Below are 24,895 nucleotides of genomic sequence, written 5' to 3' on the forward strand. Positions count from 1 at the left end.
AGTCAGTCGAACACTGTTACGAAAGACAAATAAACCTGTCATCCGCAACACGTCTAACAGGCATTTACCATAATTTTGGTGGAGGCGGCGGGAGTCGAACCCAGCGTCCGAAGAAATGCCCACAAAGGACACTACGAGCGTAGTCTGTCGTTTTAGATTTCGCCTTCCTTCCGCACGGCAGACAGAGCGTTGGTCAGGCTATCTCGATAAATCTCGCTTGGACCTCCGAGAATTGGTCGAAGCCAGCTCTCTTAAATGACCCCTTACATCCTCACCGAGAGCACAGAGGAGAAGAGGTTAGACTGCAATTAAGCAGCTAAAGCGTAGTTATCTTCGGCAATTAAAGCCTTCCGCCCTTTTTACGGTCCTGGCGGCAACCCGGCTCGCATCCCAAGCAAACACGTTCCCCGTCGAAACCATTACGCCCCCATGTTCATCTTCCTGAAGGCCTGATCAGCCTTCCAGGTGATCGGAGGGTATCCGAACGTAGCTATAGTATACCCGAAAGTGTTTGGGTTTTCAATGTTAATACAAACCAGTCAAATCAAAGGATGATTTTTAAGGAATTTGACTTGATGATTTTTTAGGGTTCGATTTCTTTGTCCAAATCTGAGCGTCGGTAGTACCATCATGCCTTAATTGGCATATGATGGAGCGAACATGAGGAGGTGCTCATTTACATGAATCGGATGAAACCGCCCGTTTACCCGATGCCACCGCAAATGCCTTATACCCCACCAGCGGCCCCGATGCCGCCTACACCCCCGGCTCCACCCGTTCAAGTGGCTCCGGAGGCACAAGTGCCGAAGATGAAACCTATTCCGCCAACTCCTCCGCCTCCACCGCCGCCAGTGATTGAGCCGGTGAGGATGGAGCCAGTACCCTGCCAACCGGTCCCCTGCGAGCCGGTCCCTTGCCAGCCTGTACCTTGCGAACCAGTCCCTTGCCAACCGATGCCTTGCCAGCCGGTCCCTTGTGAACCGGTGCCTTGTCAACCGACTCCCTGCGAACCTGTTCCTTGCACACCTGTTCCCTGTGCACCTCAGGAACCGATTATTGCACCCATTGAATACGTTCCCATGCCGCCGGTGTCTCCCTGTCCGCCAGTGTCTCCCTGTCCTTCGATGCCTCCCTATCCCCCGATGCCCATGCCTGTCGAGACTGCACCGATCGAGCAAATGCCCTATAGACCGATGCCTTGCCCGACGATGCCGGAATACGGTGAAGCCATATCCCCTTGTGATACCTGTGTGGCTGGATGGACATTCGCCCGAGCCCATGTTCCCTGGCAGCCTTATTGCCCGCCTTTTTACTCCCCCGCGGAGGCCTTATGCAAAGGTACTATCTTCCCCCCGCTCTATCAGCCCTATGTCCGTCGCCGCCCCTAATAAGTCATTTTATCGGGAGGGATTGTGAGGAAAATGGATCGATGCCAACGTGACCTGCTGAGGCGAATTCAGGAACTTGAGTTCGTCGCCATCGACTTAAACCTCTTTTTGGATACCCATCCAGACAACCGGGCTGCCCTTCGAGACTACAGCCGTGTTGTCGATGAGTTAAAGAAGCTGAAAATGGCTTACGAACACAAATATGATCTATTGACCGTGGAAAGTCATGCTGCTGGAAAATACCCCTGGAACTGGATCGAAGCGCCCTGGCCTTGGGAAATCGAGTATTGAGTCTGGATCGGGGAGGTCGATAAACCAGCATGTGGATTTATGAGAAAAAACTGCAATACCCGGTCCGCGTGGAAAAATGCGACATCGGGATGGCTAAATATCTTTTTGCCCAGTACGGCGGTCCCGACTGTCAAGAACGATAAGATGAATCAACGGGCGGCTGTCCCGGCGAATACGATTACCGCCGCCACCCTTTTGCTCGACATTCGGTTACGTCAGTTACGTCTAGTCGTCGGGTCGTCAGGTCTTTAGGTCTTTAGGTCTTTAGGTCTTTAGGTCATCGGGTACATCGGGGATAGACACCAAAAAGGTCGTCTTCGCTTCGTTGCTGTCTACATGAATCATTCCGTTATACTTCTCTGCGATGGATTTTACTAAGCATAATCCCACCCCGGAATTAGGGTTTTCTTTGCTGGAGACGCCGAAATCAAAGATCTTGTGGATCATCGTTGCCGGGATGACAGGTCCGGAATTGGAAACCTGGATTAGGGTTGCCTTATCAGCCCTTTTCGTCTCAATTTCAATGAACCGTTCCGTTTCCTCCACTTTTTGCACAGCTTCCAAGGCGTTTTGCAATAAGTTACCCAGTAACGAGACCATTTCGTTAGACTTTATGGGAATACAGGCCAAGTCGTTTTCGAAATTCATAATGAACTTCGTCGTTTCTCCGATTTTCGAGCTCATTTTACTGACAATGATCGCGCCTACGTCGGCCCGTGCGATTTTCCCGATATTGATCCCCTGCCGGTACCGAATATCGTATTCTTTGATGTATTCCAGCGCCATTTCAGGCTTTTGAATCTGGATGAATCCAAATATGACTTGCAGATGATTTAAGAACTCATGTTGATTTTTTCTATACTGATCGACAAGCAGTTTCGACTTTTCCAAGTTCTGTTCCAGTTCGACGCTATGCAGGGCTGTTCGATACATGGTCATGATTTTGCTGATCAATATGATGATAATGATGGTCAGGACGAGGGTACTGGCCCCTACGGTCCTGACCATATTCGAAACATTCGCTTCCTCGCCAAAAAAGTATTTGGACCAGTTGGAGAAAAACATAATTAAGTATATGACAATGAATAGCATGAGAGCTATACATGTGATGACCATCTGAACATTTGCTTCCAGGTTTTTTACTTTTTCAGCTAAAGGCATATCCGATATCGCGATGAGCGCTTTATTCTCGACTTGTTTCTTAACCTCTTTAATGATCACCGTCAGGATAATGATCGCGGTGAGTGTCATCCATCCGCCGACGATATGCGTGCTTGAATAATTGAGAACGTATGGCATGTTTCCAAGCATTTCGGTTTCGAAGGGCATGATAAATGCTTCCATACAGGCAATCAGACTTAAGCCAAGGACGACCGTCGTTATGGCGTATCCAACAGGGATGTTCAAAATGACAAATGCGTTGATGATAGAGACGAACATGAGTGGGAACACGTGTAGTCCAAATAAATACTGACTCAGTAAACCACGAATCAGCCATGCTATGAGTCCCGTTAGGATGGAATACAGCCAAAGCTTTTTCCGCGGAACTTGTTGCCCCATTAACACGAGACCTGGGATTAAGGAAATGGCCGGTTCAAATATTTGATAAAAAAAAAGGACCCTCAAATCTTCCATCGTTGGTCCCCCTATTTTTTCAGACTGTTGGGTACTTCAGGCTGATAACCATGAACAAAACAAGCTGAAGCCGAGCCGACTTGAGCCAGGAAAGTGAGCACCATAGCCAAAAGAGCCAAAATGCGATACTTCATTCCGAATCACCTCCTCATAGTCTGTTTCGATTCGTTAGGAGTGATGGAAGATTTGAGGGCCGCTCGGGGGCATGAGTTGATCGGCAATCCTATCGATGAAAGCGGCAAAGGCAAAGCCGGAGTTTGTCATGGTAAAGGCTTGCCAGGTAAGGCCTAAGATCCCTGCATAGGCCACTGGTGTATACGGAGACATATACAAGACCGCCAATGTGGGCAGGGCCATGCAGTATGCCACAATCGCACGTTTTCTGTATCTTTTTTTCTCTTCGTCTGTCAGCGGTTTTGTCGGTGCTGCCGCAGGGGCATATCGATATATGGACCAGGTGATAAAGCCAAAAGCGGCTATGGTGATGAGCCATCCCTGTGAAGCCCATGCTTCCCTGTAATAGGTGACGATAAGCGCGTTAATTAGATGAATCGAAACGGTGACAAAGGCACACATTTCGGAACGTTTTTGGTGCGCCCCCCCGCCGTAGATACGGACGGCGCTGGCAAAGATACTCGATACGAGCACTAGCAGTAGGCAGTTGATCATCCAGCCAAAAACGATCATGAGTATGTAATTCATCAGGGTGCTTCCCCATACTCGCAGGGCGTACAAGTAAACAGCACGTTCTTCTTCGTCACTACCTAATATCTGTGCCAGGATTTGAGCAGCCCGATTGTATAGGCGATCCATAGAGTCCCTTCCCTTGCTTCATAACGTTTTTCACTGTTTTACATAATCGGGGTATTTTTTCATGAATTTTGTTTTGTTTAATTTACCGACCAATATTCTCCACTTTTTCTGTTTTTCCTCCTTATTTTTTTGATTTTTTTATTTTATTTTTTTTATTTATGTCGAATTTAGTAACTAGTAGTCGATGTTTCAAGTTATATTATCTTTTTAAAACTCCACTGGATATCGATTTGATGCTGGGGATAGACAACCACCCGGGATATCATCAGATCGATCAGGCTGCGTTTTCGGTCGCCGCTTAGGTGTCCTATGTTACCTAAGGAACGAACGATGTGATGAGTTATGGCCTGTACGGTTTCCTCTGCGGAATCGGTAGCGGCCATCTTTTGGTTCAGCCGTTCTAACTTTTGCGCCAATTGATCTTTTTCCTCTCGGAGCTTGGCTAGGCGCATTTTATATTCCTCTAAATCGATGGCTTCTTCTTCGTATGCCACTTGTTGCAAGAGCATGGCTTTCTTATTTTTGTCTATTCGCACTTTCAAGTGTTCTCGCTCTTTTCGCTCTTTGGACAGATTTTTATGAAAGAGATCTTTATGGCGTTGAACGTACCGCCCTGCTTCTTCTGGGTTGATTAGTTTGTGGAGCACTTTTGTGATCTCATCCAGGATCATCTGGTCGATGATCTGCATCTTGTAATACTTCATCGGTCGATCGCAGCGGCCGTTTTTTCCTTGACAAACATAGCGATATAAAAAACACTCTTTTTCTTCTTCTGATTTGACTTTATATCGTTGACGAAAATAGGAGCCGTGCATCCGTCCGCCGCAGACGCCGCAATAGATGCGCCCGCTCAGCAAGTACTTTTTCTCAAAACTCCACTGGTCCCGGTTGTCCTTCGCACGCCGCCTTTGGATCAAATCTTGAACTCGATCAAAATCCTCTTTCGTGATCAGCGGCGGATGAGCCTCGTGAACGACCACCCATTCTTCTTGCGGGCGGATGACTCTTTTTCGTTCCCCGCCGGCGGTCCGGATGAGCGTCGTCGTGTTGTAGATCATGATTCCTAGGTAAACGGGGTTTTCCAGGATGAACTTCACGGAAGAAGGACACCACTTTCCGCCACGAGGCCCCGGTGTATTCTCCCGGTTCAATTCTTTAGCGATCTTTAACCGGCCATATCGGCCGTTCAAGAAGTTTTCGACCATTTTGTGATAGACGGGAGCCTCTAGGGGATCGGGAAGATAGCGGCCATCTTCTCCATAGCGGTACCCGTACGGCGGGGGAACGTTGCCCCGGCCTTCCTTAGCTTTGAGCATTTGGGTGACTTTGACGCGGGAACTGGTTGTTTTCCGCTCTTTCTGGGCGAGGGCCGCGTGGATAATAAGAAGGAACTCATCATCGTCGGTGCGACTGTCGTAATTTTCTCGAATACTGATGAGAAAGGCTCCTTGATCACTTAGATTGCGCTTTAGTTCGAGCGTGTCCATCACATCCCGAGAGGAACGGGCGATTTCCTTGGTGACGATCCCGCATATTTTCTTTTCTTCAATGTCCGTCAGCATTTTGTGCAAATCGGAACGCAACCTGGCGAACTGGCCGCTTTTGACATCGATATACACCTGATGCAACTGGTATCCGTTGACTTCACACCATTCCCGTATGTATTTTTCTTGGTTTTCAATGCTTGTTTTCTGCCCCTCCTTCGCCGTGGATACGCGGATATATCCACCTACGGAGAGGTTTGGCATGTTCAACGTGCTTTTGATATCCGTGAGTATTTCGAAGTTTCCCGATTGTCGCGGCTTTATTACTATGTCATCGGTGACGATTTCTCTGTTATCCATGATGATTTCTATGTCATCCGTAACGGCTGCCTTTGTTGCAGGGTTTGTGTTTTTATTAGCGTGTCTTTTACCTGTTTCTTTGCTCTTGACTCTCTGGCTGCTCTCTCTGTAAGGGGTGTCTCTGTTGGGACTCTCTCTGTTTGGGGTCTCTTTGTTGAGGTTTTGTCTCCTTGTCGTGGCTGACACCTCCTTGCTCCGGCGTCTCATCTCCTTTATCGATTTTTGCCCTCTCTCTGTCTTCCAAAGCCCACTGAAAAAAAAGCTTCAACAGCATTTCTCGGATTTCTGCCGGTTGATATTGAGACATGCAGACACCACCTCTAGGTTTCCTGTCTACATATATGCAACAGGCCTTGTCCAGGTGGCTTGGCCGAAGTAAAAAGCCCACTCCCCTGTTTGTTTGGGTTGTGAGCTTCAGCCGCCTCTTTCGGCTATCTTATCGTTTTTGTCAGTCTGGCGGTCCCGACTCTGAATTGGCTGCTTCGCTGCGTTACCTCACCCAACGTTATTCCATGCCTACCAAGAAAGCTAAAGGGTTTTTTATATGTTGATATGAAAAGGCAAGCGGTTTTGACGGGTATTTTGCCGAAAGAAACGTAAAAGGAGAAAAGAAATGTTCCTTTCTCCTTTGTGTGTGATTTTACATAAGTAGGTTAATCGCCGCTTGTGGTATTTGAATCGCTCAGCGAAAAGAAAAAACTCCCCAAGGAATGCTCCCTTGGCCGTTACCCTAAGGGAATTCCAACATCTATGTCGCCATCCTTAAAACGTACCCGATCAGCTTTATGTACTCAGTAATCGTTACCATGATACTTCGATTTTTTTCCCACCATCTGGCCGGATTATAATCCTGATCAGCAGAGGGTACGTATGCAAAAACGTTGCCTGTTCCTTGGAAGACCTGCTCAAAGACCACTCGCGTGCGTCTCATGTGATAGTTCGAGGAAACGACAATCGCAGATTTAAACTTATACTTTTCCATTATTTCCTTACTGTGAACCGCATTCTGGTAGGTGCTGCTGGATTTGTTTTCAAGAACGATCGCTTCTTTCGGGACCCCCAACTTTAAGGCATGTTGCATCATCAGTTCGGCCATGGTTGTTTCTTGGTATATGCGGCCGCCGGAGAGTATGAGGTATGGCGCGTATCCTTGGCGGTATAGTTCAACGGCACGTTCAGTTCTACCCCCGTCGTCTCCGGACAGTACAATAATCGCGTCTGCTATTTTAGGCTCTTCCGCCACTACCAGAAAATCACCGGCAAAACTTAACAATAAGAAAAAAATGCTAAAGGCTAGCAAAGTCCATAAAAATTTAATTTTTAAAAAACGGGCCAAAGATTATCCCTCCTCAGCTTTTCTTTTCGCCCTAGAGGGTTTACTTCCCTGTGATGAATCTTCTTTCTAACCATTTTTTTAACCTGGGTTCAAATGGATAGATTCGTCTTCTCTGCCGGATACGTAAGTTCGGTCAGTGAGGCTATACATTAATCATGGTTGTCCAAAGCTATTCTGATCATACACTCTATCATGAATAAGAATGTATCTCCAAGAACATTGGCGGCCATCCGCATTATGGTGAAGATTGCTATTCGCATTATCCGACAGAGGGAGGCGAAACAAAAATTATCCGACGATTAGACTCCGGTGTGTATAGCTGAAAAGCACTGCGCTAAAATAAATGTCTTAGTCATACAAAAATCAGAAACAAGAAGAGTCAGCAATAGCGCTGGCTCTTTTTGTACAGTTCCAGAAAATTAAAACCCGCGCCCCTAAAAGGAGAGCAGGGTTTTAACAAGTGTTATTTTTGCTCTTCGAAACAACGTTGAATACATTAACCTCTTTAGAAACATACTCCGTGGTAACTGTCAGGCGCTTGAGGTTAACCTTAACCGTAGTTACGTTACCATTGTTAGTACCGATAGCTTTTTGCCAACCCCAATTTTCCTAATTAGCTGGTTTACCTATGGTCCATCGTAGTCCCTTCAGATCACCGACGCTGATATTTGTCTCTCGGCCCTGAGTGGTACCATCGCCTCTACCCACTTTATAGTCACGTCCCAGTTCACCGTTTAGCAGAATAATTGGATGGCTTCCTACTTCAGTACCTTCTCCAGTAGCCTTCCAATCACCATTGATGACACCCGAAGAAGTGTTCCATGTATACGTTCCGTCACTACGAATAACCAGTGTTCCTACGGTGCCGGTACCCGCACTAGTTATTTGAGTATCATAGGAAACTCCCGGGATGATGGTCGTTCCACCACCAACATTCAATTTCCACTCTTTGAAGAAGAAGCTTAGATCCTGATTATTATCATTAGACACGGTTTGATCATCGTTTGAAGCAAGTTGTTCTGTTGTCGGTTCCGTTGTCGATGTAATGGTTACTTTTTGGTTTACCCCGTCCCAACCTACGTTAGCCCCCAACGACTCGCTGACAAATCGCAAAGGAACATATGTTCTTCCATTAATCAGTTGCGGAGGAGGGTCAACTGAGACTTGCTGATCATTAACAAGAGCTTTGAGAACACCAATTCTTAACACTACAATTTTACCTTTCTTGATCCCTGCCACAGTTTGGGTTGGGCCATCCCATCCTACAGAGGCACCCAGAGCCTCAAAGATTTTACGCATTGGAACCATTACACGCCCGTTCAGCATGACTGGAGCTTGGTCATCAAAATTCAGCAGATTGCCGTTGAAGACCACGGAAATGGGCTTTGCCACATATTCTTGTACCGGTTCGGAATAGATCGGCTTTACTTCTTTAGCTTGATAAAACTCAATAGATTGAGATGTAACTGGTTTGGTTTCTATAGCTGGGTATTGTACTGGAGTAGACGTGACTTGTTTTACTTCTTTGGCTTGATATTGCTCGGTATTTGTTGGGGAAGAGGGCATCGGTTTTACTTCTTGTGCCTGATAATAAGTAGGTTGTGACGGAATTGGCTTAATTTCCGTTGATTGATACATCTCTATAGCTGTTGCCGGAGAGATTGCCGCGAAGATAGTACATAATGTAGTGGCAGTAACTACGATTTTTCTTTTCATATGTACACCCCTTTCCATATTAGCACGCGTTAACAATCTCAAATAATTTCGACGATTGGTGTACCTTTCCTCTTTTACCGGTTAGGCATAGTGGGGGATCCTAAAATTATTTTGCTATACAAAGAATCTTAGAATATATTATAGGTAGATAAACCCTTATCGGATGAAGGGGAGTTTAAAGTGTATATTTATCTTTATCATGTTCCTTGCATCGATAACCGCAAGATATTCTATGGTATGGTCAAGGCAGCCTCTGACAGTGAAGCAAAGTCTAAAATTAGAGACCTTTATAAGAGTAGGGAAATCTATACATCGCAAATAGAATTAGAAATCGTAAAGTTATCCGCAATAGAGTCCGAGACTGCTGTTCAAGTCGGAACATTCTACCACTGTTAGTTCCCCTTACCTCACATTGAGCGTTCGGGGTTTTTTTATGTGAAAACACCTACACTTTTCAAATCATATTCCATGATATTTAATCGACGTAAAGAATCGAGGTACTCTTTCTCAATCTCTTTATGTGTCGGCATCTCTAATGAAAGAACGACCAAATATGCCGCCCGATGGAGTGCTTCATAGTATTCGTTTTTTCGGCGCTCTAAAGCTTCTTTAAATAGGTTTTGGGGTCCATCTTTCAGTTCTGCTAGCCTTGGTTCCATCGGTTACCTCCCTTATGGTTTAATCATTCTCTTGAATACATTCTATTGGAAAAAACTTTTGATCAAAAGTCCCAAGGAATTGTATTGCAATTCAAGGTATTCTCCGGTTGTTTTTCAATTAATGTATTATTGTGGCTATTAGTAATATTTGCCAATAGCATTCCTTATTGAATTGAAAATGCTTGTTCACTTATATTATCACCGGTGTTCTGGTCCAATCTTTCTTTTAAGATTGAACCAGCGTAAAACGTGAGTGAATTTATGAAAGCCCACCTCTTGAAGAGTTCATGGCTTATTTTTATTTTTTCGCTTCTAATTTTTTCGAGAACACATAAGAATATTTAAGTGGGCATTTTTAGGAGAAAGTAGTGGTTCTAGCATGAAACGCTGGCTTATGGTGTCACTCATTGTTTTTTCTTCGATATTATTTGGATGTAACCAGACGAATAACTCAAATCCGGTAAATACTTCAACGTCACAAGAGTCAGAATCTATTGTAGTTCTTGGAAATTCGATTGAGGATGTTTTATCTGCGTATGGTAACCCTAAAAATTCGGTCGAACCTCTAGATGAAGACGGTTACGGTGGTGGTTACGAATGGAATATGAATAACAACTGCGAATTAAGCGTACTTTCGGTAATAAACCATCGTATCCAAAGCTTTCAGCTTGTTGCTCCTGAAAACACTTTTTGGAGTGAAAGCGAAGCTTTAAATTTTGCCCGTAAGCTTACTCCTAAAGATTCAATTTTCTTAAAAGTCGCAAATGATAATTCCATAAAATACTTTTATTATAAAAGCCCAACTCTAGCAAAATATTTTGAAGACGAATGGTATGAAGGCTCTAATGGTAAAGTGACAAGAGGGGTTTTCAGTGTACAGTTGCGTCTATCTGATTCCAGTGTTGATTGTGTTAACGTTGAGACAGGTTCATACGACAATTAATCGTATCACGACGATCGCTATGCCCCGTCTATTTTGATGGGGCATAGCTTATTCTAATATGTCAATAATACCAAAAACGCTTTTCTAATAAAGTTTATTTGAATCGTCTGCCCGGTGCACTTTCCCTGTGAAACAGTACTACAAAAACATCTTGTCCACAGTTGTTATATTGATTGATATATCTGTTGTACAAGCTGACAGAAAGCGTTATGATTCAAAACAAGAAGACTGAATAATCTTTGTGAAAAAGATCGGAGGGTTGGTTATGAAGAAAAAATTAGCACTCATAACTCAAACTATCTTATTGGCAACCGCTTTATACCCTAGCATAGCATCAGCTTCAGTGAATCCGGACATCGTGCTGAACGGATCAGAACTAGTCGCCTCAGACGCAAAACCATTTATAGACACAAAAACAGGGTTAACAATGGTCCCACTGCGTATGATTTCCGAGGCACTCGGCGCAAAGGTGACTTGGGAGAAGCCTTGTGTAATACTGGCAAAAGCCGGTATGAAATTAACGGTTCGGGTTGATTCGAACTCAGTGATGATTGGAAAAGGGGAAAAGCAAATCGGGGCACCCGCCGTGATTCTTAAAGATAGGGTCTTTGTTCCTCTCGAGTTTATATCTGAAGAACTCAAAGCACAGGTAGAGTTTAATCAACAGACGAATACATTGCGATTCAAAAATGGCCCTTGGGAAGAACCATATAACCGAGCAGTGGAGCTAATGCAAAAGGGTGAATTCGAAAAAGCAATTCCCCTTTTTACAAAGGCGATAGAGTCAAACCCCAATTGTGTGGATGCCTTTAGTAAACGGGGAGCATGTCACGAAGGTCTAAAAGATTATACGGCGGCTTTGGATGATATCAATCAGGCGATTCGTCTAAACCCAGAGTATCCAAATGCATACAATAATCGAGGCTTAGTATTTTGGGATCAAAAAGACTATGATAACGCGTTAGACAATTTAAACATGGCAATTCAGTTGAATCCCAATTTCGATATCGCCTATCATAACCGTGGAATGGTGTATGCAGATAAAAAGGTATATGACAGAGCAATCGCCGATATAAAGCAATCGCTAGAGTTGGCCCCTGATAGTTACGAAGACTATGGTTTGTTAGGGTTCTATTATTCTCAGCTCAAAAACTATGATCAGGCACTTGAAGCATTGAATAAAACAATCGAACTAAACCCAGACTATGAAAACGCCTATATCAATCGCTCCGAAGTTTTCATCCAAACAAATGATGCCGATCGGGCTCTCGAAGATGCAAACATGGCGATTCAATTGGATACCAAAGACCCGTTAGGTTATAACAACCGAGGAATCGCTTATTATTTGAAAAATGAAATGGATAAGGCAATGAACGACTTAAATAAGGCAATTGAATTACAACCCGATCTTTCTGAAGCCTATTTTTATCGAGCTAAAGTTTTCACAACTAAAGGCGATAATGCAAGAGCGAATAAAGACCTTGAAAAAGCTAAAGAACTGGGATGTGGTAACTAAAAATTCGCCAAAGCCCCGATTTCTTTCATGGAGGTCGGGGCTTATTATTCGCCCAATAAACGGCATTAAATTTTTCTAATCACATAGGAATTAGGGTTAGTTCTTGTTATTATTTAGTTGGGTGAAAAATACTCTTGGGAGGAGTTGGGACCAATGTCACCGAGTCAATTCGAAGTCTCTGGCGTCGAGCCAACGAATTCAAAGATTCAGGTCGGGGTTTCTAACGTTTTTTCCTTAAAAGATGCACATACTTACGCAGTTATCGACAAAAACATCTACTTTCATTGCTATTGGACAGCGGAGATTGATGATGAATTATTCTTCCCGAAACAAATTTATTCCCCCGGCAAAACACCACTGGGTACAGAAGTAGACTGCAACTTATACATAGCCCGCGGGTTAGCAGAGTTTAAATTTCCATACCCTAGAAAAGACCCAGATCTGACGCGCAGGCACTACTCAGACCTGAACCGCGAAGATGGGTATAAAGATTGGTGCGGGATCATCTACGCAATTACAGGTGTCTGCCATCAAATGTGCAATGTGATCCTTTTCTCGGCGAGTAAAGGTACCATTGATACGGCTCCGTTAAATTGGCCCGATAACTTCGATAATAGCCAGAAATATTTTGGGCGTCATGGTTTAGGTCTTGATAAAATACTACCTCTCATGTATGGCATATTAGATAAGCGTTCCAAAAACCTTGAAGATACCGCAACACCTCTAGAAGATAACTTAAAAGATTTACAGGAAGCCTATTATGGTTTCATCCGCAACTGGTTGGGTACGTCTGTTCAGTCAGATAGTCCCCATATTGAAACGATGCTGCGCAACTTCTCAGTTTCAGACGAAGATAAATCTTCCGTCGTAAATGAATTTCAAAAATTTGCTTTGATGAAACAGGAATTAGATAACTTACTTTTACGAGGAACTGTGTCGTCTAATGAATACCTAGATAGAGTAAATAAGGGTCATAATGTTTTGGGAGAACTTTTGGCTTCCATAAAAAATGGCGCTTCTTTTGAAGCTACCAACTTAATCCACCCGGCTCATATGCCTGGTTCAGATTATTACGCGTTCATTAAAGAAAAATTGGGAATTAAATAAACAGAAACAAACAGTCTCTATAACTTAAATCCTTTTGTTTATTAGCTGTACGACCTTAAAATAGTCATAAAACACCCCAAAGGGTGTCTTATCGCTCATACTTCTTTTCCACAGCTACATACAGGTGTTTAACACTTTTGTTCGTGTCGACTTTTAATATCCTGGATTTTACTTTGTAATGTGAAGTTTTCTCTGGTTCTTGAATGACTACATAATCACTGCCTATAAGCGCTGATATTTCGGCAGCATCAAATTCTGACTCGTATACTGCATTTTGTGGATCTACATGCGGCATAAAAACGACCTTCATCTATCCACCCCCACGATTCCATCATAGGATGAATCTAGGGATGTTAGACAAACTATCGATCGTACTATTCCGTCAATATTCGTACCTTTTACACACTCGGTTCGTATACCGGTACAAAGGCTACCTCATATCCGCCTTTATACAAATCTTCTAAAGGATAAATATTTTGCTGTATGTAATTTCTTTTGAAGAGCTCAATTCTCGCTTTTAATCGATTCGCAATCGTGAATCCGACTTTTTCGTTTTTGTGTTCATCGTAATATTCTTGGTCCAATACGCTTTCGAATGCAAGCACATTAAAGGCGTTTGCTAACTGCACTTCTTTGTTTTGGACATGAATAGGGATAAAGTAATTTCCTCTTTCATCGACAAATAGATCTTTGCCTGTTGTTACAATCATTTCTACATCACCCTCCTATTTCCTATCATAGGCAATTCCAAAGGTGTTCGCAACGTATTGTTCTTTACGTTTCGGAAAAACTCGTAAAAAGTTTATATTTCCATTTAAATGGAGAAAATATTTCTTGTTGCGCTGCTCTTTGTACTCCTTTCGTAACCGGTTCCTAGCTAGTGCAACCTCTCATATTCATCTCCTACCTCTTGAAGGAGTCCGTCCTCAAAAACGGACTCCTTCCCATTTTATTTATAAACCGGCGGTAGATCTCAAACCTAAATGCAAAGCATTTTTTAGGACATGCCCTTTTGATTCGATGCATATATAAAATAGTACCCCAGTAATTCCAGTTCCTCCCTGTTCACGCCTCGTAAGTAATTACGAGGTCTTTTTTTATTTGTCTTTTATAAAGTAATTTATCACTTAACCTCAAAAAAAGAAGAACCATATCGTTTTACCAAACATGTGTTCTTGAGAATCCAGGAGATATTGGGAGGCATTGGAACATACGTGCTAATTATCAGGTCTAATCCGCCCTCAGAAGGTTTGTCCTATTTCCATTCCTCTGGTACATTAAAACCGTAGCCGGCACAAACATATGTTCGGAAGGAGGTCAAAAAGAATGGCTATCAACAAATCCGCTGTGACCGCCAGCCTGCGCTTATCGGTCCAAACGGGTACGAACAGCAAAGGGGAGCCGCTGGTGCAAAATCGGGATTACAAAGGCTTGAAGCCCGCTGCCACCGACGAAACCGTCTTTACCACCGCTCAAGCCCTGGCGAGCTTGATGAGTATCCCTGTCAGTCGCATCTCCCGGATTGACCAAAATGCCTTAGTCGAAGCCTAAGGCCCGGTGACGCTGGGACAAGCCCCGTCATAACTCAACGCACATAAAACTAGGCCGGGCGGAATTCAGCATCCCCCGCCCGGCCTCTCAAGGAGGTGACAATTCGATGGCAACGAAAGAAACCCTCGAACTGGTATTTACCAACCAACTGGGCCGCGACGTAGTACTGCGGGTCCGCGACCCCAAAGCGGGCCTCACGACAGACGAAGTAACTACCGTCATGGATACCATCATCGCCAACAACGTGTTCACGACCTCTGGCGGAGACCTGATCGGCAAAAAAGACGTCCGCATGGTCTCTTCCAACGTGACCGACCTGTACAACCCCTAAGAATAAGCTCGGGGATAAGGCAGAGAGAGAACCATCCCCATAAAAAGGGACCGGGAACTGAAAGATAGACATCGTTCCCGGTCCTCTCTGATCTCCGGCGTAAATCTCTTTCACTTCCAAAGACATCAAGGAGGTGCAATAGACGTGGACGGTCTCCTACAGTCCGTGGCCAATGTGGGGTTTCCGGTGGCGATCGCCTCGTACCTGCTCATTCGCATGGAGGGACGGCTCGAAACGCTGAGCAGCGCCATTAGCGAACTGGCCAAGAACGTTGAAATCCTAAAAGAACAGGTGTAACAAATTGTAAACCCCTGCTATTGGTTAGCAGGGGTTTTCTTGTGCAAAACTACCGATTATATGAGTTGTAACTTGACCCCATTTTTTTGCTAAAAACATGCGCGCATGCAAAACTCTGTTTTGTACTTACTCCGGTATTCTTATATCTTTCTCTGTAAATTTAATCATCGACCCAACGACCGGCATATGAATCCATGCTTCATAGACGGGACGGTCGGTTGCTTTATAAATCGCCTCTGCATAAGTACGAAGTTGAGGTAAGTAACGTAATCCCCGGAATAGCCAATCGGCCTTCTTACCGGGAAATGTTTTATGATCTACAATCACCCAGCCTTTTGGCGTACGCAACAACAAGTCAATCCATCCTGATGTTCTTTGTAACCCTTTGCGCATGTGAATAGGCCATTCCCGATGTCGCTCTAATATGTCTGGGTAATGTTGCGATAGAAAACGCTCGAGTTGGTCAGCCGCTTGTACCATAGAATCTTCGGAAAGCTCGTACGCTGCGTATCTTTGCCGGATCGCTTGAGCCAGAGCGAGCCTCTCTGCTTTCGTCTTTTGAGGATGATCAGTCGCCAGGAATGCATGAACCATTTCGCCGAGGTTCGCCATATCCGGGGTACCCGATAGCGGCAGGCGACGACCGATAGAATGAATTCTAGAACCATTTGTCTCAATTTCTGTGTCTACTATGGGCAGTCGAATCCCAGTTTCATCCAAAATCGTTTTCACTTTTTGTCCACTCGGACGAAAACGCGCCGGTACAAAAGGCATGGGTTCTTCTATTTTTCCCACATAACTAATTTCTGTTGCCACAGTTGGATTCATAGCTTCTTCCGGCGATGCATCGATGGATAGATGTCGAATTCGGCAAGGGAAGACTTCCCCTCGCACAATAATTTCTCCATCGGCATTGCCTGAATTCGATGTGTCCGGGTCTTCCTCGGCAATACCTAGGTTGGTCATTACTTGTTCTCCGGCAGCATCTGTTAATTCTTGTATCCAATGGGCTTTTGTAAAATCGCGGGTCGTGAACACAAGGTAATCGCGGGCACGCGTCATGCCTACATACATCAATCTTTGATTTTCGTCTAGAAGCGACTGCCTTTTCTGTTTCAGTTCAGATGCATTTTCTACATAGCCATCTAAGCCAACGTCCTTCGCTTGCTTTCCATATGGCCACGGCCAGAAATAGAGACGACGTCCATCCAGAGGGGCGTCCACATGAAAGGGTGTCGTACTCACGGCTGTTACTTGATTAAATACAGGGGGCAGCGCTTGCTTCTCGGAAGATTTGTTCAATGAATTCAAAATCACGAAGGGCCACTCTAACCCTTTGGCCTTATGATAGGTCAACACACGAACAGCCTTATCATCGATTGATTCACCCAATCGGTTCAATTCTTTGTTGTTTTCCACTTCACGAAGATACAAAAGAAATCCTGTTGTCGTTGCCGCCGTTCCATTCGTGGCTGAAACTTCCTCATAATATACGGCTATCGAACGGAGTGCATCGAGGTTCGCTAATCGTTGATCCCCTTGCCCCCACTGTAATGACACTTCGTCCACTTTCGCAGTGACGAGCGCTAAGTCTAACACTTCGGATGGGCTCATTTGAATTATCTTTGCACGTGCCCGATCCAACTCTTTAATCATTGGTTCATCTCCAAAGATCTCAACTGGTTTCTCCGCTTGAAGCCACGGCGACAACCAACGCCCTTCTCCTAACTTCTCGGAAGAAAAGTGAACGATTTCGGCCATAGCCAAGGTATCATTCTTGTCAACTAAATAGCGCATTGACGCAACAGCGTACACGACTTCCGGAGCGGTCAATAAACCACTCTCTCCCACAGTAGCTGAAACTCCGATTCTGGATAAGGCCTCTGCGACTTCCAAGCACTCATCATTCGCTCTACAGAGAATGGCTATATCTCCTGGTTTTAGGGGACGAACTTGGCGGGAAGTTTTATCTACGATCAAGTATTGTTCTGTTTGACTCAATAGGCTTTTCATACCTACAGCCAAAGATGCCGCATCTGTTTCTTTGTTTTTAGAATTTGGATACGACCACATCTCCAGGGCTACCGCTTGTTCGCGCTTGTCCTTCCGTTTGGGCGCTAGTTTAATCTTTTCAGGCGCCATCCCTTTCGCTTGAAAAACAGGAACAAAGATCGCATTTACGAATGTGACCAGCGACTCGCGCGAACGGTAGGAATCGTCTAACACTTCAATTGCTAAGTCTGTAATACTGTCCATAGCCGTTTTCATCAGTTCCGGATCGGTTCCTCGAAAACCATAAATGGCCTGCTTTACATCTCCTACCCAAGTCGCTCTCTCTGCGATTTCACGAAGCCGCATATTCAGTGCGATTTGCAGCGGGCTGGAGTCTTGAAATTCATCGACGAAGACTTCCGAAATCCTGTCTTTTAACAGCTCCAGGTTTTGTTCATTCTTCAAAAGCTGAAGTGCCAGAGACTCTTGATCGGTAAAGTCAATCAATCCGCCTTTGCCTTTTTCGCTCGCATATGTATCCATCGCCTCTGCGGCACAATGAAATACCGCAAACATGGCCGCTTTCATATCTTGATGCAGTCTGAGATGGCGAGCATGTTTGCAAGCAGCTATAAGAATCGGTGATACGGCGTCCCGACTTTTTGCGCCCGGTTTTAATTTACTTAACTTGGCCCATTGCTGCCAAGATAACGATTCATGGCGGTCCCATTCCTTCAGCGCCATATCGATATCGGCGATGACTTGGGCGGTCGCCTTCGTCGTATCTCCGCCGGGAAGCTGTGATCGGGCTACTACCAAGGCCGCTCTCAAGTCTTCATCCAACAACTCCGAATTTGGCAGGGCCTCCGGTAACCAAGCCCTCATCTGATTCCAAGAATACTCCGCACAGGCTTTCACATCTGTGGAATTCATTCCATTTTGACGGGCAAGTTCTAGAGTTCTTAGGACACTTTCGCGCCAATCCTCTTGACCGAGACGATGAAAGACTTGCCTGTATCCACGATAGTATTTATCGATGACTTCCGCGGCCACCTGATTAAACAACGCCGCCGCTTCTGTTTCCGCCAATACTTTTTGCACTGGCGATAAACCCATTTCTAAGGCAAACTCACGCAAAAGCCGGCCGAAAACACTGTTCATCGTACCCACATAGCCATCGAGAATCTGTGCCGCAGCCATGTTATCTCCCGATTCTAGGAGTTTGAGGCGAACCCTTTCAATCAGTTCATCGGCCGCCTTCGTGGTAAAGGTCGTCGCCATAATATTTTCAGGACCTACACCCCGCTTGATCGCCTGCAATATCTCATCTGACAAACGGGAGGTCTTGCCCGCTCCGGCTCCGGCACTTACGATTTTTAAGGTTCCGCTCATTGGCTCACCCTCCCAGCACCACAAAGATGTTGATAGTCGCAAAATGTACATAGCGGTTCGATTAAAGGTGTAAACGGGTCGGCATCTTCGACATGCATCGGAATACCGGGAGCCATCACAATGCCATGAAAGAGGTACGTCCAAACATCGTCCAGCGATGCTCGCAAACGGTTCATCTGTTCCAGCGGTGATGGCCCAACGACATGATGAACGGACGGAATATCGCCATGGGGCAGCGCAAAAAATTCACCACTGCTTAGCATGAAATAAGCTACCGGTAGTTCTTCCATCTCATGATCCGACAAAAGCCAATGGTAAAGCGCCAATTGAACGGATATCTTTTCTAACTTTGCTTTATATCGTCTCGGACGGCTTGACCATTTCGCATCAATGAGGATCTTTTTACCGGCCGCTGTTTCTCCAACCAGATCCAGCGTGCCTTCAAGCTCGACGCCTTCACTCCACGTTCTTTGTAAACTCAATTCGGTATGCTGGATTTGAATACCGACGTGATGTAACAAGATGAAAAACTGCTTCAATGACTTTTGCAATTTAAGTCGTATTTCGTTTCTTTTAATTCCGTTTTGCAACTCTAACAGAGGCGCGGCCAACAAAGGCGACCATTCATCAAACAACTCGCCCGTACGTCCTTCTATTTCGATCGCTTTGCCACACCTTTTTTCCTCTATCAATGTCTCCAATATTTTATGACCTAGATTTCCCAGCATACGCGACTCATTGGGTAAAGAGAGTGCACTTGCGGGCTTCACATTGGCTGCATAACGGAGCACCCATGTTAGGGGGCACGCAACTAAGGATTCAAAACTGGTTGCCGATTCCACTGCTCGCGGGCCTATCATATTGGCCGGAATCTCCCACTTTCTCATCGGAGCCGGAATATTCCGCGGTTCTAATGAGACTCGTTCAAAGACTTTTTGATGAAGAGAAAAACTTGGCTTTTTACGCAGTTCCGATGCATTCACGGTAATAGAGCTCACCAGATGATTTTCCCTGGCAAGGGCGTGCCGAATCTCATCCCAGAATGGGTGAGTCGGCATTTCTTTGCCTTTCACTTTTACCGGAGCAAACAGGATCAACCTCCGATTCGCGAATCGGGCAGCCTGTTGCCAAGAGGCAGCTTCCCGTTTTCGTTGAACATGCTCATCGCTCAGGAAAAGACCATGCTGACGCAGCCACGAACGCTCTTTCGATGTCCACGTTCTGACGCTTGGCCCAGACATGGTCCGATGAAAACCCCACCAAAGAATCGTATCGGCTTTGCCCCAAATTTGCCCGGGATGCTGAACCACTTGCCATTTCGAAGCTTCTTGAATATAGTTCGACAGCTCGGCACCTTCACCAATGACGGATTCTAAGATTCGCCCCACTTGCAACCGAGATACCGTACTTTCGCCAAGTGTCGTTACCCCTTCGATGACTTCTTGTACATACTTCATGACGTAGCCATACAGGGGGTCATCGGCAATACGGAGCTCATTCGCTGCCCATCGACTGACTTTTTGACAAATACTTATTAACTTCTCGAACGGTATCCCATCGTTGCTGTCGTAATAATCATGGTTCACCCACAAGTCAAGCTGATCATTCAGATCTTTTCGCCGTTTTCGGATTGTCGATTCGTCTAGTCCCTCTGATGCCCATTGTTCCTCATAGGCTTGTTTACCTTCCTCGATGGCTTGGAGCCATTGGGGACCGCCAATACCGGGCGCATCAGCTAACACTTTTGCTAATCGATATCGAATGCGCCAAGGGACTGGGGACGTGGGAATCGTCAATAATTCCATCATTCTCTCAATCCGCAGCGGCTTCCAATAGGTATCGATAGTCAGTGGCAAGACCTGAAGAACGGCTCGCCATTTGGATGAGACATCTACGCCAAGAGCCGGAAGGCCCCGACGGTGAAAAAACTCATCCAGGAATAAAGAGCCTTCCCCTTTGATTAACACTGTATCTTCTGAACCATTTTCCCACAGCCAGCTGATCAAAAAGTCCGCAGCATCCCATTCTTGTTCGGAACGGATGAGGAGCAGGCTTCCATCTCCACAAGCCTGTCCTGTAGACAACTCTCCGGACATAATCTTTTGAAGAAGCGATAAGTCTGACATTGGCTTTTGTTGTTCATCTTTTCCCAAACGAACAGATTCCTTCACGACGGGTACACCAAGACGTTTGATTGCGTCTATCAAATGAACAGCCCAGGGATCCCACAACGTCTCATCTTCATCCACAATCGCAATCCTGTCTATATGTAACGGAACCCGCTTTTGTAACTCTGCGAGTAATGCCCGCACTCTGTCGGGAAATCCCCGTTTGCCTTTGGGATTGGAACGTTCCAATTGGGCCAGCGTATCTATCCACAGGCTTCCACCTACATAAACTTCAGGATCCCAACCCGCCAACACTAGCTCATCACGGCGCCGTAATAATTCTTTTGCCGTATTCCATGAGTCGATCCCGAAAGATTTCGAATAGGGCATGTTTCCTGAATCATGATGCCGAATCAACTCTTGCCAATCTGCAATTCTTAGATTTTGTGACGTTTCAGGTGAAGTCAGCCCTAACTGCGTTTCTAGTATTCCGATCAAGCCATGAAAACCGGTCACGACTGTACCTGCTGACGCCTCTTTTTCTCCCAGTGCATCAGGATAGGTGACAGAATCTAGCCAATAACCGAGAATTATGTTCAACGCAGTGTCCTCCTCCTTCTTCTTTTTTGCTACGACAGTCCTTTGTCAAAAAAACATGTCGGCTTTTCAAATCAGGTGGGATACTTGTTCGAAAGTTTTGGAGACTTGTTCCTCAAACAACTTTTTCCGAAAGCAAAAGAAAACTTACCATTATTTCTTTAACCTAAGTATTTCCCCTCCTTGAATTCCATTAATCCCCATGTTAATACAGTGAATCTTTTTCCGATATCAATACTTTTCATTCGTGCTTGTGATGTCCGCTTTGGCTAAAAGGCATTTATCTCAGATATCATCGGTTTGATTTATCATGCTACGTAGAAATCCTTTAAAAAGCGAAAGAGGTCTTGCGCAAAGGCAACACCTCCTCATGATTTCGTAGTCATAATAACATTTTACTAAAACACACTTCATGGCTAAGGCACACTCTCGTGATCGAAGAAAGCAAAATGGAACACTTTTTTACGTGATATCCCTAGCTTTCATTAAGGCGATGCGACGTGGCTGAAATCACCGGACGTACCCAACGTGTCGTGGTGTCACATTCCTAGCTTTCATTAAGGCGATGCGACCACCACATCGAGGCTGTCCTGCAAATCGTCCCCCAAGTGTCACATTCCTAGCTTTTATTAAGGCGATGCGACATCAAACTGGCACCAACTCGCCAAAGAAATCGCGTGTCACATTCCTAGCTTTCATTAAGGCGATGCGACATGACCGACCTTACGATGATGCACACATCCATCTTCGTGTCACATTCCTAGCTTTCATTAAGGCGATGCGACTTTTGTTTTCCCCGGTCCCGGTGTATTGAATCGTGTGTCACATTCCTAGCTTTCATTAAGGCGATGCGACGCCGCACCGTTGATTTTGGTGTTTTCTCGTTGACAGGTGTCACATTCCTAGCTTTCATTAAGGCGATGCGACATTATTCATGGAGTGTTAATCCATGAATAACCCAGGTGTCACATTCCTAGCTTTCATTAAGGCGATGCGACCCGAGAAGTCATGAGCATATCCGTATTTTGAGTCGGGTGTCACATTCCTAGCTTTCATTAAGGCGATGCGACGTCGCTTCCTTGACACATTCCCATCTCACCTCCCCGGTGTCACATTCCTAGCTTTCATTAAGGCGATGCGACGGGAATCAAAAGAATCTCAAGTTTGGGTTCTTCTCGTGTCACATTCCTAGCTTTATTAAGGCGATGCGACTACCACTTATGAAGCTCATTTGACGGGAACCTTTAGTGTCACATTCCTAGCTTTCATTAAGGCGATGCGACGAAAAAGGCTCTAAGCCACGCCCGATGAGCCGAAATGTGTCACATTCCTAGCTTTCATTAAGGCGATGCGACCCACACACCCGCACTCGCCAGCATCTTCACATCGCGTGTCACATTCCTAGCTTTCATTAAGGCGATGCGACCAGGACTTGGCTGATCGTGTTGGTCTCTCGGACGCAGTGTCACATTCCTAGCTTTCATTAAGGCGATGCGACTAACGCCCCCGCACTCTTAAAGCCGGACGAGGCCGCGTGTCACATTCCTAGCTTTCATTAAGGCGATGCGACCTCTCAGAGGGAAGCCTTTTTTGTTGCAGCCGTGGGTGTCACATTCCTAGCTTTCATTAAGGCGATGCGACAATACCGTCGCTTTAATTGTTCTAGCCGTCAAATCGTGTCACATTCCTAGCTTTCATTAAGGCGATGCGACATTGACGGTGACGGCAAGGCGATTCGTGAAATACTGGTGTCACATTCCTAGCTTTCATTAAGGCGATGCGACCGTACTTCCGGGATCACAATCATTCCAGCCCTGGGTGTCACATTCCTAGCTTTCATTAAGGCGATGCGACTTTCGGTCTGCGTGGTTTTCTCGGTGCTGCGTGGCGTGTCACATTCCTAGCTTTCATTAAGGCGATGCGACGTTATGGCATATCGAGATGAAAATCCTTCAGCGAGTGTCACATTCCTAGCTTTCATTAAGGCGATGCGACACGAGAACAGATACCATCTACGACCTATCACTGGCTGTGTCACATTCCTAGCTTTCATTAAGGCGATGCGACAAGGTATACCGATACAAATACCAGCTTCCTTCAAGTGTCACATTCCTAGCTTTCATTAAGGCGATGCGACGTCGTATTGCCGCGGCGAAACGAGCGATAGAAAAGGTGTCACATTCCTAGCTTTCATTAAGGCGATGCGACGATGCCGGGGGCACCGGGCGCAGCTTCCATGCTGAGTGTCACATTCCTAGCTTTCATTAAGGCGATGCGACGACACCCTTTCAAGGTCTGCGGAATACCCGGCGCGGCAGTGTCACATTCCTAGCTTTCATTAAGGCGATGCGACCGGATTATGGGCACAGTTACGACAAGCTCCGGGAGTGTCACATTCCTAGCTTTCATTAAGGCGATGCGACCACAAGGGCATTGTCTGCCGATAACAATCCTTCTGTGTCACATTCCTAGCTTTCATTAAGGCGATGCGACTCAATCCTGTTTCTTTGTTGGATTGTGGCAGTCTAGTGTCACATTCGTAGCTTTCATTAAGGCGATGCGACATCGACGAGTTTGCCGAGGTGCAAACCCAATGCGGGTGTCACATTCGTAGCTTTCATTAAGGCGATGCGACAACGAGGCAGAAAGCAACGCCAATGCTTATGCCGAGTGTCACATTCGTAGCTTTCATTAAGGCGATGCGACAGGGGGACAAGGGTGATACCGGAGCCGTTGGCCCAGTGTCACATTCGTAGCTTTCATTAAGGCGATGCGACAGTTGTATCTGAACCAGGTACTGACCCGCTGACGAGTGTCACATTCGTAGCTTTCATTAAGGCGATGCGACATTTTTTTATCTATCTCGTCATCCTCGAAAGCATGTGTCACATTCGTAGCTTTCATTAAGGCGATGCGACATCGAAGACTTTTACTCCATTAATACACAATTCAGTGTCACATTCGTAGCTTTCATTAAGGCGATGCGACGTCGCCGTCTTCGCCGGGTTGGATGGAATTCATTGGGTGTCACATTCGTAGCTTTCATTAAGGCGATGCGACGACACCATCCTCGCCCTATTTGATGAATTCAGCCAGTGTCACATTCGTAGCTTTCATTAAGGCGATGCGACATCATCCTCGAAAAATGGATGACCAAATCAGATATGTGTCACATTCGTAGCTTTCATTAAGGCGATGCGACCTCTCCCCAGCGTGAGGCTTGCCGTTGGACTACCGTGTCACATTCGTAGCTTTCATTAAGGCGATGCGACAAAGAAGACCAGGAACTTATAATAATCTGACCGAGGGTAAGAAGAGTATAGTTTATAAATCCGTGGTGGCAGAATCATTAAAAATAAAATAAGCGGGGGGGGGGGGG

20 protein-coding genes, 1 other RNA gene, 2 pseudogenes and 2 CRISPR repeat arrays are annotated in these 24,895 nt (G+C 45.5%); of the genes and pseudogenes, 10 read left to right on the forward strand and 13 right to left on the reverse strand.

The window, feature by feature from the left end; genetic code table 11:
• Window positions 1-76: 76 nt before the first annotated feature.
• Window positions 77-429: a transfer-messenger RNA gene (gene ssrA, locus GJ688_RS05045) on the reverse strand.
• Window positions 430-680: 251 nt separating this feature from the next.
• On the opposite strand from ssrA, the gene GJ688_RS20545 reads away from it, so the two are divergent.
• From GJ688_RS20545 to GJ688_RS05060, 3 genes and pseudogenes are all read left to right on the forward strand, one after another.
• Window positions 681-1,388, forward strand: coding sequence for a spore coat associated protein CotJA (locus tag GJ688_RS20545; protein WP_155475452.1), 708 nt, complete (start codon window positions 681-683; stop codon window positions 1,386-1,388).
• A gap of 33 nt (window positions 1,389-1,421) precedes the next feature.
• Window positions 1,422-1,679 carry a spore coat protein CotJB gene (locus GJ688_RS05055; RefSeq protein ID WP_155475453.1) on the forward strand — a complete coding sequence of 86 codons (258 nt, stop codon included), beginning with the start codon at window positions 1,422-1,424 and terminating at the stop codon, window positions 1,677-1,679.
• Between the two features lie 29 nt (window positions 1,680-1,708).
• Window positions 1,709-1,807 (forward strand): annotated as a pseudogene (locus tag GJ688_RS05060) (manganese catalase family protein); the annotation flags it as partial.
• A 136-nt stretch (window positions 1,808-1,943) separates the two neighbouring features.
• Here GJ688_RS05060 and GJ688_RS05065 read toward each other — a convergent pair.
• The 5 genes from GJ688_RS05065 to GJ688_RS20260 form a co-directional block, all read right to left on the reverse strand.
• On the reverse strand, window positions 1,944-3,314 hold the full coding sequence (locus tag GJ688_RS05065; protein ID WP_155475454.1) for a sensor histidine kinase: 1,371 nt from the start codon (window positions 3,312-3,314) through the stop codon (window positions 1,944-1,946).
• An 11-nt stretch (window positions 3,315-3,325) separates the two neighbouring features.
• Window positions 3,326-3,448 (reverse strand): cyclic lactone autoinducer peptide, encoded by a 123-nt coding sequence (locus GJ688_RS05070; RefSeq protein ID WP_155475455.1) that lies wholly within the window; start codon window positions 3,446-3,448, stop codon window positions 3,326-3,328.
• A 34-nt stretch (window positions 3,449-3,482) separates the two neighbouring features.
• Window positions 3,483-4,127, reverse strand: a complete 645-nt coding sequence (locus GJ688_RS05075; RefSeq protein ID WP_155475456.1) for an accessory gene regulator ArgB-like protein — start codon at window positions 4,125-4,127, stop codon at window positions 3,483-3,485.
• Between the two features lie 194 nt (window positions 4,128-4,321).
• Window positions 4,322-5,971 (reverse strand): recombinase family protein, encoded by a 1,650-nt coding sequence (locus GJ688_RS05080; protein ID WP_170291677.1) that lies wholly within the window; start codon window positions 5,969-5,971, stop codon window positions 4,322-4,324.
• A gap of 67 nt (window positions 5,972-6,038) precedes the next feature.
• Complete coding sequence (locus GJ688_RS20260; protein ID WP_170291678.1) at window positions 6,039-6,278, reverse strand: hypothetical protein; 240 nt, start codon at window positions 6,276-6,278, stop codon at window positions 6,039-6,041.
• Window positions 6,279-6,420: 142 nt separating this feature from the next.
• On the opposite strand from GJ688_RS20260, the pseudogene GJ688_RS20550 reads away from it, so the two are divergent.
• A pseudogene (locus tag GJ688_RS20550) lies at window positions 6,421-6,507 on the forward strand (manganese catalase family protein); the annotation flags it as partial.
• 212 nt (window positions 6,508-6,719) lie between these two features.
• Here the strand turns inward: GJ688_RS20550 and GJ688_RS05090 are convergent.
• The 3 genes from GJ688_RS05090 to GJ688_RS05100 all read right to left on the reverse strand — a co-directional run bounded on the left by GJ688_RS05090 (window position 6,720) and on the right by GJ688_RS05100 (window position 9,682).
• On the reverse strand, window positions 6,720-7,307 hold the full coding sequence (locus GJ688_RS05090) for a YdcF family protein (RefSeq protein WP_207708757.1): 588 nt from the start codon (window positions 7,305-7,307) through the stop codon (window positions 6,720-6,722).
• A gap of 609 nt (window positions 7,308-7,916) precedes the next feature.
• The gene (locus tag GJ688_RS20555) at window positions 7,917-9,023 is read right to left on the reverse strand and encodes a copper amine oxidase N-terminal domain-containing protein (protein WP_235910786.1); all 1,107 of its coding nucleotides are present in this window, start codon (window positions 9,021-9,023) and stop codon (window positions 7,917-7,919) included.
• 431 nt (window positions 9,024-9,454) lie between these two features.
• A complete protein-coding gene (locus GJ688_RS05100; protein ID WP_155475458.1) occupies window positions 9,455-9,682 on the reverse strand; it encodes a hypothetical protein in 228 nt (75 codons plus the stop codon).
• Window positions 9,683-10,061: 379 nt separating this feature from the next.
• Here GJ688_RS05100 and GJ688_RS05105 point away from each other — a divergent pair, with 379 nt between their 5' ends.
• The 3 genes from GJ688_RS05105 (at window position 10,062) to GJ688_RS05115 (ending at window position 13,248) form a co-directional block, all read left to right on the forward strand.
• The gene (locus GJ688_RS05105; protein WP_155475459.1) at window positions 10,062-10,625 is read left to right on the forward strand and encodes a hypothetical protein; all 564 of its coding nucleotides are present in this window, start codon (window positions 10,062-10,064) and stop codon (window positions 10,623-10,625) included.
• A gap of 265 nt (window positions 10,626-10,890) precedes the next feature.
• Entirely contained in the window at window positions 10,891-12,141 is a 1,251-nt protein-coding gene (locus GJ688_RS05110; protein ID WP_155475460.1) for a tetratricopeptide repeat protein, read from the forward strand.
• Window positions 12,142-12,294: 153 nt separating this feature from the next.
• The gene (locus GJ688_RS05115; protein ID WP_155475461.1) at window positions 12,295-13,248 is read left to right on the forward strand and encodes a hypothetical protein; all 954 of its coding nucleotides are present in this window, start codon (window positions 12,295-12,297) and stop codon (window positions 13,246-13,248) included.
• Window positions 13,249-13,336: 88 nt separating this feature from the next.
• Here the strand turns inward: GJ688_RS05115 and GJ688_RS05120 are convergent, their stop codons facing one another.
• The gene (locus GJ688_RS05120; protein WP_155475462.1) at window positions 13,337-13,558 is read right to left on the reverse strand and encodes a hypothetical protein; all 222 of its coding nucleotides are present in this window, start codon (window positions 13,556-13,558) and stop codon (window positions 13,337-13,339) included.
• 88 nt (window positions 13,559-13,646) lie between these two features.
• Complete coding sequence (locus GJ688_RS05125) at window positions 13,647-13,958, reverse strand: hypothetical protein (RefSeq protein WP_155475463.1); 312 nt, start codon at window positions 13,956-13,958, stop codon at window positions 13,647-13,649.
• Between the two features lie 616 nt (window positions 13,959-14,574).
• Between GJ688_RS05125 and GJ688_RS05130 the strand changes: the two genes are divergently transcribed.
• The 3 genes from GJ688_RS05130 (at window position 14,575) to GJ688_RS20560 (ending at window position 15,427) form a co-directional block, all read left to right on the forward strand.
• A complete protein-coding gene (locus tag GJ688_RS05130) occupies window positions 14,575-14,799 on the forward strand; it encodes a DUF1659 domain-containing protein (RefSeq protein WP_170291679.1) in 225 nt (74 codons plus the stop codon).
• Between the two features lie 106 nt (window positions 14,800-14,905).
• Window positions 14,906-15,130, forward strand: coding sequence for a DUF2922 domain-containing protein (locus tag GJ688_RS05135; protein WP_155475465.1), 225 nt, complete (start codon window positions 14,906-14,908; stop codon window positions 15,128-15,130).
• A gap of 144 nt (window positions 15,131-15,274) precedes the next feature.
• Entirely contained in the window at window positions 15,275-15,427 is a 153-nt protein-coding gene (locus GJ688_RS20560) for a YvrJ family protein (protein ID WP_170291680.1), read from the forward strand.
• A gap of 126 nt (window positions 15,428-15,553) precedes the next feature.
• Here the strand turns inward: GJ688_RS20560 and GJ688_RS05145 are convergent, their stop codons facing one another.
• On the reverse strand, window positions 15,554-18,811 hold the full coding sequence (locus GJ688_RS05145; RefSeq protein ID WP_170291681.1) for a UvrD-helicase domain-containing protein: 3,258 nt from the start codon (window positions 18,809-18,811) through the stop codon (window positions 15,554-15,556).
• The gene (locus GJ688_RS05150; protein WP_155475468.1) at window positions 18,808-21,519 is read right to left on the reverse strand and encodes a RecB family exonuclease; all 2,712 of its coding nucleotides are present in this window, start codon (window positions 21,517-21,519) and stop codon (window positions 18,808-18,810) included. The genes GJ688_RS05145 and GJ688_RS05150 overlap by 4 nt, the downstream gene beginning before the upstream one ends.
• A 461-nt stretch (window positions 21,520-21,980) precedes the next feature.
• Window positions 21,981-22,659: a CRISPR direct-repeat array (repeat unit 36 nt; unit sequence GTGTCACATTCCTAGCTTTCATTAAGGCGATGCGAC).
• Window positions 22,660-22,763: 104 nt separating this feature from the next.
• A CRISPR array of direct repeats spans window positions 22,764-24,788; the repeat unit is 36 nt; unit sequence GTGTCACATTCCTAGCTTTCATTAAGGCGATGCGAC.
• The last annotated feature ends 107 nt before the right edge of the window (window positions 24,789-24,895 follow it).

This window comes from Heliobacterium mobile (assembly GCF_009720735.1).
In the GTDB taxonomy this organism is placed as follows: Bacteria; Bacillota; Desulfitobacteriia; order Heliobacteriales; family Heliobacteriaceae; genus Heliobacterium; species Heliobacterium mobile.

Excerpts from the sequence above, each read along its gene's own strand:
- GJ688_RS20260 (WP_170291678.1), bottom strand. The coding sequence starts at position 6,278 with ATGTCTCAATATCAACCGGCAGAAATCCGAGAAATGCTGTTGAAGCTT.
- GJ688_RS05070 (WP_155475455.1), bottom strand. The coding sequence starts at position 3,448 with ATGAAGTATCGCATTTTGGCTCTTTTGGCTATGGTGCTCACTTTCCTG.
- GJ688_RS05080 (WP_170291677.1), bottom strand. The coding sequence starts at position 5,971 with ATGGATAACAGAGAAATCGTCACCGATGACATAGTAATAAAGCCGCGA.
- GJ688_RS05075 (WP_155475456.1), bottom strand. The coding sequence starts at position 4,127 with ATGGATCGCCTATACAATCGGGCTGCTCAAATCCTGGCACAGATATTA.
- GJ688_RS05055 (WP_155475453.1), top strand. The coding sequence starts at position 1,422 with ATGGATCGATGCCAACGTGACCTGCTGAGGCGAATTCAGGAACTTGAG.
- GJ688_RS05130 (WP_170291679.1), top strand. The coding sequence starts at position 14,575 with ATGGCTATCAACAAATCCGCTGTGACCGCCAGCCTGCGCTTATCGGTC.
- GJ688_RS20545 (WP_155475452.1), top strand. The coding sequence starts at position 681 with ATGAATCGGATGAAACCGCCCGTTTACCCGATGCCACCGCAAATGCCT.
- GJ688_RS05100 (WP_155475458.1), bottom strand. The coding sequence starts at position 9,682 with ATGGAACCAAGGCTAGCAGAACTGAAAGATGGACCCCAAAACCTATTT.
- GJ688_RS20555 (WP_235910786.1), bottom strand. The coding sequence starts at position 9,023 with ATGAAAAGAAAAATCGTAGTTACTGCCACTACATTATGTACTATCTTC.
- GJ688_RS05110 (WP_155475460.1), top strand. The coding sequence starts at position 10,891 with ATGAAGAAAAAATTAGCACTCATAACTCAAACTATCTTATTGGCAACC.
- GJ688_RS05145 (WP_170291681.1), bottom strand. The coding sequence starts at position 18,811 with ATGAGCGGAACCTTAAAAATCGTAAGTGCCGGAGCCGGAGCGGGCAAG.
- GJ688_RS05120 (WP_155475462.1), bottom strand. The coding sequence starts at position 13,558 with ATGAAGGTCGTTTTTATGCCGCATGTAGATCCACAAAATGCAGTATAC.
- GJ688_RS05105 (WP_155475459.1), top strand. The coding sequence starts at position 10,062 with ATGAAACGCTGGCTTATGGTGTCACTCATTGTTTTTTCTTCGATATTA.
- GJ688_RS05135 (WP_155475465.1), top strand. The coding sequence starts at position 14,906 with ATGGCAACGAAAGAAACCCTCGAACTGGTATTTACCAACCAACTGGGC.
- GJ688_RS05115 (WP_155475461.1), top strand. The coding sequence starts at position 12,295 with ATGTCACCGAGTCAATTCGAAGTCTCTGGCGTCGAGCCAACGAATTCA.
- GJ688_RS05065 (WP_155475454.1), bottom strand. The coding sequence starts at position 3,314 with ATGGAAGATTTGAGGGTCCTTTTTTTTTATCAAATATTTGAACCGGCC.
- GJ688_RS05125 (WP_155475463.1), bottom strand. The coding sequence starts at position 13,958 with ATGATTGTAACAACAGGCAAAGATCTATTTGTCGATGAAAGAGGAAAT.